An 11,765-nucleotide genomic window follows, 5' to 3' on the forward strand; every position below is an offset into this window, starting at 1 on the left:
TTAGTTTTCCTATATAACGGGCGTTCTGTTTTGTTTATCGGAGGCAATTCACAAAACAGAACCATCAACCACTGCTGTTGTTTATCTTTATTTAAAACACTTATCTTTATTCCAAACGCTTCTCGTTAGTTCACAAGAGCGACCGCTTCTCTAACTAACTCCGCGATCTCGTCCCACTGTTCATTCTCGATCATCTTCGGAGATACCATCCAAGTACCGCCACAGCACACCACGCGATCCACGGCTAGGTAGTCATTCACGTTGTGCTTGCCGATACCTCCCGTTGGCATTAAAGACACATCAACGTATGGCGCTAATAGAGATTTCACCATATTGATCCCACCAGACGCTTCTGCTGGGAAGAACTTCAAAAAGTTAAGACCTAGCTCCAACGCTTGCTCTACTTGGCTTGGGTTGTTTACGCCAGGAACGATTGGCATACCGATCTCTTGGCAACGTTTTACTGTGTTGGGATTCAAGCCCGGTGCTACGATGAATTCGCTGCCCGCCTCTTTCGCAAGGTCGATCTGCGCAGGTGTGAGTACTGTACCTGCACCGATACACATCTCTGGGTAGGCATCACGCATCGCACGAATCGAATCCGCTGCCGCTTCGGTACGGAACGTCACTTCTGCTACTGGCAGGCCGTTTTCTACCAACACTTTTGCTAGTGGAATCGCATGTTCCACCTTGTTGATTTGGATAACAGGGATAACTTTGAACTGCTTAAGTGTGTTGATCATTTCTTGAGACATAATAGTTCCGCTTTTTATTTTTTAATCAGTTGGCTCATAGCGCTCATAGGGATTATTGCGCCAGAGTATTGAATAACGATGGAAGCCAGTTGGTGGCCAAATTCGGCTGCGTCGGTGGCGCTCTCGCCAGTAAGACGCGCAGCTAAATAACCCGCAGCGAATGAATCGCCCGCAGCGCAGGTGTCGACCACGTTAGAAACACGAGTCGCGGATACATAACTCTCAACAACATCGCCTTGTTCAACTTGAACAATCTTGCATGGCTCACAGCCACGTTTGATGACGATCTCTTGGCAGCCTAAGCGAAGGCAGCGTTGTTGAACGCTCTCGCCATTGCCCCAAACCAGCAGGTCGTCGTCTTCGGTAATCAGTGCAATGTCGACCAATGGTAGTAACTTGGCGTACCAATGCTGAGCTTGTTCAGTCGTCCAAAGTTGCGGGCGATAGTTGTTATCAAAAATCAGCTTTCCGCCTTGATTTGAGAACACACCAATGGCTTTCAACAGACGTTCACGTGAGGTGTCATCTAAAATCGCGATACTGATACCGCTGATGTAAACCGCGTCGACTTGTTTCTCTGTCAGCGCGATTTCAAGCTTATTCAGGTCGTCAGTTTGAAAGTAAGATTTTACTGCCGCGTCATTGCGCCAATAGTGGAAATGTCGCTCACCCGTTTCGTCCGTTTCTACCATGTACAAACCGGGCAACTTGTTTGGAATACGTTCAACGAAATTGGTTTGAATGCCTTCTAGTTGCCAGCTATCAATCATGTTTTGAGACAGTTCATCGCTACCCAAACCAGTCGCGTAATGAACAGACAGGTTTTGATGTTGGGTTAAGCGAGAAAGGTAAAGCGCGGTATTGAGCGTGTCACCGCCAAATTTTTTGGTTAATGGAGAGCCGCTTATTTCGACCATACATTCGCCGAAGAAAGCAATATTGAAATGAGAAGATGCAGGCATAGCCGATCCTAAAATAGAGAGATATATGTGGGAGAAGGCCCTGCCACTAAGCAGGACCTGAATTAAGCAAACCAGTTGTGGAGACTAGGTTTAGCTTGTTTGATTTGCAGGACGTTGAGGTGCCGCTTCTTCTTCAAGTACGCCAGTCTCAGACATTTCCATCTCCATCAGAGCACGCTCGTCATCAAGAATCGCTTTTGCCATTTCAGGTGTTACTTGGTTAGCCGGAGTCACTAGACTCACAACCACACCTGCCGTTAGAGCAAACAGACATGATGGGATAACTGGGTTGCCCCAGAAGGCTGTGTAGTCAGCGTTTAACATTACTACGAATGAAGCTACAGAAGCACCCGCTAGTGTTGCAAGCGCACCTTGCCAGTTGTAGCGTTTCCAGAATTTACCCAACATACCGCACACAAACATGCCCGACATAACCGTTGAAATCATCTTAGTGATGTAGCCAATGATGTCGTTTGACGTCAGTGCGAACAGTAGTGCGAAGCCAATCACCACAACCAAAGCTAGACGAGAGTAGTTCAACATTGATTCTTTGTTTGGTACGCGGCCTGTGAACATCACGTACACGTCACGCAGTAGGATAGATACACCGGCAATCGCATCTGAGCTTGCACTCGACATGGTTGCTGATAGACCTGCGATAAGAACAATCATGCCTACGCCAACAGGTAGTACCGTCGCTGCAATGTAAGGGAACGAGAAGTTCGGGTTATCCAGCGTTGGGTCAATAGCGTGTGCCGCCATACCTATGATTGCTGGAATAATAGAGAAGAAAAGGTACAACACACCAGAAGCCACGAAAGAGCGACGGATAGTTGAAACATCTTTACCAGAGTAGATACGCTGGCGGAATGAAGGTGTTGCAAGTACGCCCACACCGATAACCACAGCCAGAGAAACAGCAGGCAGAATGCCCAGTTTATCGATTGCTAAAAAGCTTGTAGCAGCAGGGTCCATCGCAGCGTAAAGGTTGTCCATGCCACCAATGTGATCAACAGACATTACCGCCATTAGGATGAAGCCAGCAAAAAGGATGATTGCTTGAATCGTATCGGTCCATACAACTGCTGTGTAACCACCGATAACAACGTAGATAGTGAAAGCTGCAGCAATAATAATTTTCGCAAGGTTAAGGTCGATGTCTGCAATCCACGCTAGGTACATGCCGCCACCTAGAATGTGCGCACCTAACCAACCGATTGACGCGATAAAGATAAGTAGGCCAACCACGTTTTTTACGATTCGGTTAGCGCCAACGTAATAAGCCAGCTCTTCACTCATGGTCATGAAGTTCAGTTTACGAACCGGAGCAAACCAAAGTGCAAGCAATAGGATGCCGACAGCACCGCCTATTCCGTACAGAGCACCCGCCCAACCATTTGCGTAGCCAAAGCCAACCGCGCCCATACTTGAACCCGTGCCGACCATAGTCGCAACTGTTGTACCAAGTACTAAGAATAATGGCAGGCCACGGCCACCTAATAAGAAATCTTCGCCAGATTTTTGACTACGCGAGACAAACCAGCCTAACCAAATTAGAAAACATACGTACACGCCGAAGCCTGTAAGAAAAAGTGTGCTGTTCATTTGACACCTCTCAGTGAAATATTGAGTTCATTCTTGAACTTTATTTATGATTCATTCATTTTTATATTTCATATAATTACTTTATTGATTTTATCTATTTTAATTAAAGTAATTTTTATAAATGTAGGGTGAGAGTATTAAAGGATAATAACAGGGATGACTAACCCCTAATACTCTCTAAGTAGGTAATTGTGATTAGCTTATTACTAAACGCGATCCGCGCGGTAGCAAGTCACATCTACTTCAACCTTCACGTCTACAACTAGGTCGCAAACCATGCAGATACGAGCCGGTGGGTTAGCACCGAAGAACTCTTTGAATACCTTATTAAAAGATTGGAAGTAACGAGAATCCGTTAGCACAACCTTTACGTGCATTACGTCTTCTAGGCCGTAGCCCGCTTCAGTCATGATATCGACACAGTTTTGGATCGCTAGGCGAGACTGGTCAACAATGCCACCCTCTACCACTTCACCATCTGTCATCGGTGTCTGACCAGAAACGTATAGGAAACCACCCGCTTCAGTTGCGCGTGCAAATGGTAAATGTTGTCCGCCTGTACCTGTACCGCCTTCAACACCGTAACGTTTAATAGTCATTTTTTAACTCCACTTCTTTATAGATAATATTGGTTCTGTTCCAATATATTTAAATTAATTCGTCGTTTTCTTATTACTGTATATCTAATAAAATAATTAAATTCTAATTACGGTAAATAAAAACGCCTGAACGATTATTTTTCACTTTTCCTTTTTGGTAAGTTAACTCACCATTTACAAATACACTTTCGATTCCCTCAGCAACTGACATAGGATTTTCAAATGTTGCTGTGTCTTTAATATTCTTTGGGTCAAATAAAACTAAATCGGCAAATGCGTCTTGGCGAATCTCACCTCTTCCCGCGAGGTTATAGCGCTTCGCAGACATTCCGGTCATTTTGTGAATCGCTTCTGGTAGCGCAAACAGTTTTTCATCTCGGCAGTAATGACCTAAGACTTTCGGGAAGGTGCCCCACAATCTTGGATGTGGATGCGGGTCATTGGGTAAACCATCAGAACCAACCATGGTCAGCTTGTATTTCAATACGCGCTTTACGTCGTTCTCATCCATGCAGTGGTAAACCGCACCGGCTGGTTGAAGCGCTTTTGCTGCGTCCATCAGTGGTAGGTTCATCTCATCAGCAATCTGCTTAAGCGTTTTGCCTGCATGTTCTGGCTTTGCTTTAGACCAAGTAATGAAGATATCGAAATCGTCCGTCACCTGTTTCAAATCTAATGTCGAAGAGCTCGCTGAGTATGGGTAGCAGTCGCAAGACACATCTTGGTGCTCAGAAACCTTGTCCATCAAATCAAGTACTTCAACGGTTCTGCCCCAGTTACCTGCACCTGCACATTTAAGGTGAGAGATAACAACCGGTACTTTCGCGTATTGCCCAGTCTCAAACGCCTCTTCCATCGCGCTTAAGATCTCTTCGAATTCGGTACGCATATGCGTGGTATAGATGCCGCCATGGCTAGAAAGCACTTTCGCTAACTGCATCACTTCGTTGGCATTAGCTTGTTTCGCGCTGGCGTAAGCCAAACCTGAACTCAAACCCAGTGCACCCTGCTCCATCGCTAAATCAAGGTTGGTTTGCATTACCGCGATTTCTTCTTCGCTTGCGGTGCGTTGTAGGTCGTCCATCACTTGGTTACGCAGTGTGGTGTGGCCAACTAACGCTGCTACGTTCACCGCTGGTTGCGCTTGCTCTACGGCTTGTGCATACGCGGCAAAGGTTGGGTATTTGAAATCAGCCTGCGCGCCTAATAGGTTCATTGGGTCTGGTGGATCGCCCGCCAAAACCGTTGGCGATGCGCTGATGCCACAGTTGCCAACAATTACGGTTGTCACGCCTTGGCTGATCTTTGGTAGGCAGTCTGGGTAACGAATTACATTGGTATCGTCGTGTGTGTGTACATCGATGAATCCAGGAGCCAATGCTAAGCCAACTCCCTCAACCAACTGGCTACAATCTTCATGATCGACTTTGCCAATTTCGGCGATTTTTCCATCTCGGATTGCTACATCGGCACAAAACGATTGTTCGCCGGTGCCATCAAACACCTCTACATTTTTGATTATCGTATCGAACAACATTTTTCACTCTCTCAATCCACTGTGTTGATGGAGCTATATTAGAAATCCAGCCGATTATTTTTAGTGACAAAACACACATAATATTTTAATTTGTGTGATAGTTTCTATCATAAAACACATTATAGATATATTTAAACATTAAATAACAACCACTTAAATCATGTTAGGAATCAGCAATGAAACATAACCCTGCACAAAAAGATGTTATAAAGTATCAAAAAGATAGTTTCATCTTGACTGAAAAAGGCCAAAAAGGGAGAGCAGTATCACAATCTGAGAACGGTGTTTATCGACTGGTTGATGAAGACATTTCGCTTCCGGTAGCAATTATCAAACAATCAGCGTTGACCAATAACCTGAATTGGATGCAATCATTCGCCGATCATCATCAGGTTAAATTGTCGCCACATGGCAAAACATCGATGACGCCTGATTTCTTCCGTCAACAGCTAGAAAATGGCGCTTGGGGTATTACAGTAGCAACGCCTGCACAGGCAGAAGTTGCCGCTATGGCGGGTGCAAAACGAATCATCATGGCCAACCAATTGGTGGGTAAAACCAACATGGCGATCGTTGAACAGCTGATCAGTGAATTTGATGTCGACTTTTACTGTTGTGTGGATTCATCGGTCAACGTGCAGCAACTTAGCCAATATTTCGCTAATACAAAGCAGACGCTAAAAGTACTGATCGAATTTGGTGTGCCGGGCGGTCGTTGTGGTTGTCGTTCACCACAAGAAGTTCTAGAACTGGCTCAAACCATCCAAGACACACCTGCCCTTTCGCTCGCGGGTATTGAGGTGTATGAGGGTGTGATTCACGGTGACAACGCAGAACAAGACATTCGCACCTTCTTGAAACAGGCGCTGACTTCGGTCGAAAGCCTCGCATCAGATGGCCTAATTGCAGGGCAACCTATCATCACGGGTGCCGGCTCTGCTTGGTATGACGTGGTTGCAGAATGTTTAGCGAACCTAACCGATTACTTGGCGATCATCCGCCCGGGTTGTTATGCCATTCACGACACAGGCATCTACCTAGACGCTCAAAGCAAAGTGTTGCAGCGTGCCCAAGTAAACCAAGGTTACGCGTGTGAATTGGGTGGAGATCTGGAATCGGCACTTGAGGTATGGGCGTATGTAATCTCTCGCCCAGAACCGACTAAACTCGTGGTTGGGCTAGGCAAGCGTGATGTGGCCTTTGATGCGGGTTTACCTATTGCCGAACGCGGCTATCGCAATGGCAAAGCTATCTCTGTGAAAGGGCTGACTGCGACCGCCGTGATGGATCAGCATACCTTTGTTGAAACGGACGGCTCTTCTGAGATTGAAGTGGGCGACATGATTGCCTTCTCAACCTCACACCCGTGTTTAACCTTCGATAAGTGGCGCTACATTGCCATCAGCGATGACGACCATCAGGTAACAAACTGGGTGGAAACCTGCTTCTAGTTCGATTTTTCAATAAGCTAGAATCAGCGAAGCAATAAGATATACTAACGGGGCTAAGGCTTAGTTTTTAATGGATTAGTGCTCATAAAAAGCTAAAGAGCTTGCTTCTTACGAGCTAGATTCTTAATAACTAGGTAATAACGATTAGCCCCATCAACAAAGGATCAGGATTCTTGAGTTTAGAAGTAGATATCATTTCACAGATAACGGAGCGTTTTCCCGCTCTTCGTGATGCAGAGAAAAAAGTCGCTAAGCTGATCATGGACGACATTGATTTTGCTGCCAATGCCAGCATCACAGAGCTTGCTGAAAGCGCTCAAGTGAGTGAAGCCACCATTACACGTTTTGCTAAAGCGATCGGTTGCAGCAACGTACGTGATATGAAGATTAAGTTGGCTCAGACGCTAACCGTTGGCCAGCGCTTTATCCTCGAACCGGTTGACCAAACGGGTTATCAAGGTATCTACGAATCGATCAAGCAAAGCCTAGACATCAACCGCACCTTGTTCAAAGAGCAAGACGTTGAAACCGCAGTCAGCTGGCTGCATAACGCCAGACAAATCATTGCTATCGGCATGGGTGGTGGTTCGACTATCGCCTCTCAAGAACTGCAACACCGACTGTTCCGATTGGGCTATCCCGTGGTGTCGTACAATGATGGCTTAATGTCACGCATGGTTGCTGCGACAGCAGATATCAATGATGTCATGGTGATGATCTCCGCGACCGGTTTCACGCCTGTGATTACTGAAACCGCAGAGCTGGCTAAGCAGTACGGGCTTAAGATCATCGCAATTACCCCACAAGATACACCGCTGGCAAAGATTGCCGATATCTTGTTGCCCATCAAACATATGGAAACTGACTTCATCTACAAACCGTCGGCGTCTCGCTACGCCATGTTGGCGCTAGTGGATGTACTTTCTATGGGGATCGCAGTCAATCATAAAAACCGTTCGCGCGACAAACTGCGTCGTTTGAAGGTTGCGCTAGATTCCTACCGAGGTGGGGGCGACAGACAGCCTCTCGGTGATTAACGAATCAAGGATAGAATGAGCTTAAATTCTGGTGCGCGGCAATCTTTCACTAGCTCGTATAAGCTCATTTCTAATCCCGTAATTTGGACACCAGCGTCCTGTAATCGGCTGATAGCCAACTTCTTATTCAATGCTGTCCGTGAACCAATACAGTCGCCAACTACCTGAACCCTGTACCCAAGCTCCAACAAACCCAATGCGGTTTGATAAACACAAATATGAGCCTCAATACCACACACCAACCAAGTCTCTACATCCTTGGTTTGAACAGCTTCAACAAACTTGGGCTCATCACACGCGTTAAACGTGAATTTAGGTGTCGCCTTTGCATTATTCAACAAGTCATTAAGTTCGTCGACCGTAGCACCTAGCTTGTCTGGATTCTGCTCCAAACGAATAATTGGCAGACCCAAAACCTGCGCTCCTTGAACCAACTTTCCGCAATTAGCAATCAGCGCATCACTGTCATCAACAAGGCGTGCGAGCTTACCTTGTACGTCCACAATCACCAAACCTGTGTTTTGTCTCATTAGCATGTGTATTCCTTGTTTTTGGCAGCCTAACTCACTACGCAATCTGATGAGTATATTTTCTACTATGTAACGATTTAGCTTACAAAGCCATACAGTAATAGGTATAAGACTACGGAATAATACTCACCAACGGTCGAAAGGTCGCAAAACAAAAATTATTGATACTGGCATGACATTTAAGAGTGAGTAAGAACGATGAACAAGATAACGAAATCAGCATTAGCACTGGGTTTAATCAGCGCAGTTTCTCTTCCAGCTTTAGCTGCAGGTACTGACGGCGTGGCGGACTTAGTGTCTACCAAGATTCTGACACAGACGGTCACGGTAGCTTAGATTCAGATGGCATGGGCTACAACCTATACGGCGGCTACCAATTCAACCGTATCGTAGGTGTTGAACTTGGCTACACAGATTACGCAAACTACAAAAATAGCGCTGAAAAGCTGTCTCCGACGTCTGTTTCTTTGTCAGCAAATCTTGGTTACACATTCGACAACACAATCCGCCCATTCGTATTGGCTGGTTTAAGCTCTGTTGACCTAAACGCAAATAAGAGTGCTGGTTACGCTGATGACAGCGGTACGGGTTTCCACTTTGGTGTAGGTGTTGAATACACGCCAATCGAACACCTAACGCTACGCTTAATCTCGCAAGCGGATGCAGTAAGCGTAGACGACACGGTCCAATTTAAGAACTCTCAGATATCAGCTGGTGACCACACGCTTGCCTTCAAAAGCATTAGCTTCGGTGGTTCATACAACTTCTAATGTGATTGAACCACATAGAATAAGCTGAACATACTAATTCACTTTGCTGTTCCACCTTGTCATGAAGGTCACTCAGTAAAGTAAATTTTTTGTATCTACACACCTTAGCGTCATTTCACTTTAGCCAGTTTATCGCTCACCATCACTGATTGAGCTTTATGCGTTGATATTAGAGCTTTCTTGGTAGCGAGACTAAAATAAAGGGATAAGTGACACAGGAAGACAAGACCTATGAATCTACCACGCTTAAACATGTCGATAAACAAACTCCCTTTCGTTTTGGCAGTGTATTACCTGCTTGTCATTAACTTGCCTATCTCACGCGAACTGTTCAATATTCTTAGTTCCTCACAAGCCGAAAGCATTGGGTTTATCATCTCGATCCCATTTTTCTTTCTCGCCGCATTCAACTTTATCTTTCAAGTATTCAACTGGCCGATATTCGCCAAAGCTTTTTTTATCTTGTTACTACTTACTTCCTCTTTAGTCAGCTACAGCATGTTCAACTACGGCATTTTTGTAGACTATGGAATGATAGAAAACGTCTTCGAAACCAACAGCGGAGAGGCTGCTAGCTACCTAAGCAGCTATTCTATTTTATGGTTTGTTCTGATGGGAGGAGTCCCGTCACTGCTGCTTTTATTTACGGATCTTGAAAGAGAATCTTGGAAAGATTTTGCTATTGGGAAGGCGATTGGATTGCTCTCTTCGTTGATCGTCATTGCCATCATTGCCGGGTTGTTTTACAAAGATTATGTGTCGATTGGTCGTAATAACTCTCATCTTAAAAAGATGATCATTCCGACCGAATACGTAGCATCAACAGTCAAATACATCAATAACACCTACATCAAACAGCCCATCCCCTATCAAGAATTGGGATTAGATGCTCAACTCAAGCCACAAGCAAAAGCGGCAACCAAACCGACCTTATTGGTGTTTGTTCTTGGTGAAACAGCACGTGTATATAACTACCAATATTATGGCTATGAGAAAGAAACCAATGCTCATACCAAACCCTATAATCCGATCTTTTTCTCTGATGTTCAGTCATGCGGAACAGCCACTGCGGTTTCTGTGCCGTGTATGTTTTCTAACATGAACCGAAGCAACTACGATCGCGACAAAGCCTACAACCAAGATAACGTAGTCGACATTATGAACCGCGCGGGCATTCACTCTATCTGGCGAGAGCACGATGGTGGAGACAAGGCGGTCGCACATCGAATCAAAGAGATGACTCTCGTCGCCAAAGACAGCGACCCGCTGTGTAATAAAGATGTGTGCTATGACACAGCCATGCTAGAGAACTTCGAACAAGATACTCAAGTTCTTAAACAAGATAGCATCATTTTCTATCATATCTCCGGATCTCACGGCCCAACTTACTTTGAGCGATACCCAGAAGATCATAAGAAGTTTGTGCCAGACTGCCCACGTTCTGATATCGAAAACTGCACCAAAGAGCAAGTGGTCAACACCTACGACAACACCATCTTGTACACAGATTTCTTTCTATCACAGGCTATTCAGAAGCTAGAGAAACTCACCGATAAGTACAATGTTGCGCTGATGTACATTTCCGATCACGGAGAATCATTGGGAGAAAATGGCGTCTACTTACACGGCATGCCTTATTCATTGGCACCGAAAGAGCAAACCCATGTGCCTATGATAATGTGGATGTCTGATGGTTTCGCCGAGCAGAAAGGGATAAACCAAACCTGCTTAAGAAAGGCGGGGAAAGAGCAGAGCTTTTCTCACGATAACCTGTTCGACTCCTTGCTTGGCCTAATGGACGTGCAAACCAAAGAATACCGAGAGAACCAAGACATTTTTGCTTCTTGTCGCTAGTGCTTTTGCTTATGTAAACCATCGGAAAACTCGAGTTGCCTGAGCAAGCTCTCCGCAACCGCCCCTAAAAAGAAAAGACCTCTGTCTTTTCTTTTTTTCGTCGCTAACATGGAGCCAGAGTGCTAATTTATAACGACGAAACAATGAGCTACATTTAATAGAGACAATAATGGAAGAGTCCGTCGTACTCCAAAGACCAACATGTCTTATTAGACTTCATCTCACTCACATCGCTCATTGAACTTACCACGATTAAGCTCAGTTCAATACCGCGCCTGAATGGCGCATAATATCAATGTTTACGTCATATCATTAAGGACAAATGAATGGACGCTTTCATAATTTCAAGCTGGCAATTTTCTGAGGGGGTGGCACATGAACACACCACCAGCCCAGCCTCATTCGAGCAATCAACTTGGTATCACTGCCAAAGAGATGCTGACGGTTTGAGAGAATGGCTCCACAGTAATACGGTTCCAAATGCCATCATCGATTCATTACTCACCGATGACACCCGCCCTCGGTTCGAACAATTTGGCCACGACTGTTTTTTGATGATTCTGCGAGGCATTAATCTAAACGAAGGTGCTAACCCTGACGACATGCTTAGTGATCCGCACCATAAGTTTTGGACACTGAGTTAAGTGAGTACAATCACTAACGAG

General features: G+C 45.3%; 9 protein-coding genes and 2 pseudogenes. 5 read left to right on the forward strand and 6 right to left on the reverse strand.

Annotation, left to right across the window (positions count from 1 at the left end; translation table 11 throughout):
- Positions 1-125: 125 nt before the first annotated feature.
- The 5 genes from AB6F11_RS15220 to AB6F11_RS15240 all read right to left on the reverse strand — a co-directional run bounded on the left by AB6F11_RS15220 (position 126) and on the right by AB6F11_RS15240 (position 5,458).
- Complete coding sequence (locus AB6F11_RS15220) at positions 126-755, reverse strand: bifunctional 4-hydroxy-2-oxoglutarate aldolase/2-dehydro-3-deoxy-phosphogluconate aldolase (RefSeq protein ID WP_017070148.1); 630 nt, start codon at positions 753-755, stop codon at positions 126-128.
- 14 nt (positions 756-769) lie between these two features.
- Complete coding sequence (locus AB6F11_RS15225) at positions 770-1,717, reverse strand: sugar kinase (RefSeq protein ID WP_017070563.1); 948 nt, start codon at positions 1,715-1,717, stop codon at positions 770-772.
- 90 nt (positions 1,718-1,807) lie between these two features.
- Complete coding sequence (locus tag AB6F11_RS15230; protein ID WP_102398288.1) at positions 1,808-3,322, reverse strand: sodium:solute symporter family protein; 1,515 nt, start codon at positions 3,320-3,322, stop codon at positions 1,808-1,810.
- A gap of 206 nt (positions 3,323-3,528) precedes the next feature.
- A complete protein-coding gene (locus AB6F11_RS15235) occupies positions 3,529-3,921 on the reverse strand; it encodes a RidA family protein (RefSeq protein ID WP_017065166.1) in 393 nt (130 codons plus the stop codon).
- Positions 3,922-4,024: 103 nt separating this feature from the next.
- Positions 4,025-5,458 (reverse strand): amidohydrolase family protein, encoded by a 1,434-nt coding sequence (locus AB6F11_RS15240; protein WP_104216316.1) that lies wholly within the window; start codon positions 5,456-5,458, stop codon positions 4,025-4,027.
- Between the two features lie 176 nt (positions 5,459-5,634).
- Between AB6F11_RS15240 and AB6F11_RS15245 the strand changes: the two genes are divergently transcribed.
- Positions 5,635-6,909: an amino acid deaminase gene (locus AB6F11_RS15245; protein WP_102398391.1), complete on the forward strand. Its 1,275-nt coding sequence runs from the start codon at positions 5,635-5,637 to the stop codon at positions 6,907-6,909.
- Between the two features lie 173 nt (positions 6,910-7,082).
- Entirely contained in the window at positions 7,083-7,946 is an 864-nt protein-coding gene (locus AB6F11_RS15250; RefSeq protein WP_102398390.1) for a MurR/RpiR family transcriptional regulator, read from the forward strand.
- On the opposite strand, the gene AB6F11_RS15255 is transcribed toward AB6F11_RS15250, so the two are convergent.
- Positions 7,943-8,482 (reverse strand): isochorismatase family protein, encoded by a 540-nt coding sequence (locus AB6F11_RS15255; protein ID WP_102398389.1) that lies wholly within the window; start codon positions 8,480-8,482, stop codon positions 7,943-7,945. The genes AB6F11_RS15250 and AB6F11_RS15255 overlap by 4 nt on opposite strands.
- A 192-nt stretch (positions 8,483-8,674) precedes the next feature.
- On the opposite strand from AB6F11_RS15255, the pseudogene AB6F11_RS15260 reads away from it, so the two are divergent.
- From AB6F11_RS15260 to AB6F11_RS15270, 3 genes and pseudogenes are all read left to right on the forward strand, one after another.
- A pseudogene (locus AB6F11_RS15260) lies at positions 8,675-9,246 on the forward strand (porin family protein).
- A 231-nt stretch (positions 9,247-9,477) separates the two neighbouring features.
- Positions 9,478-11,100, forward strand: a complete 1,623-nt coding sequence (locus AB6F11_RS15265; protein ID WP_104216314.1) for a phosphoethanolamine transferase — start codon at positions 9,478-9,480, stop codon at positions 11,098-11,100.
- A 326-nt stretch (positions 11,101-11,426) separates the two neighbouring features.
- Positions 11,427-11,711: pseudogene (locus tag AB6F11_RS15270) on the forward strand (CorA family divalent cation transporter); the annotation flags it as partial.
- Positions 11,712-11,765 lie beyond the last annotated feature (54 nt).

Origin of the sequence: Vibrio sp. 10N.247.311.14, from assembly GCF_041467715.1 — a bacterium.
Taxonomy (GTDB): Bacteria; Pseudomonadota; Gammaproteobacteria; order Enterobacterales; family Vibrionaceae; genus Vibrio; species Vibrio crassostreae_C.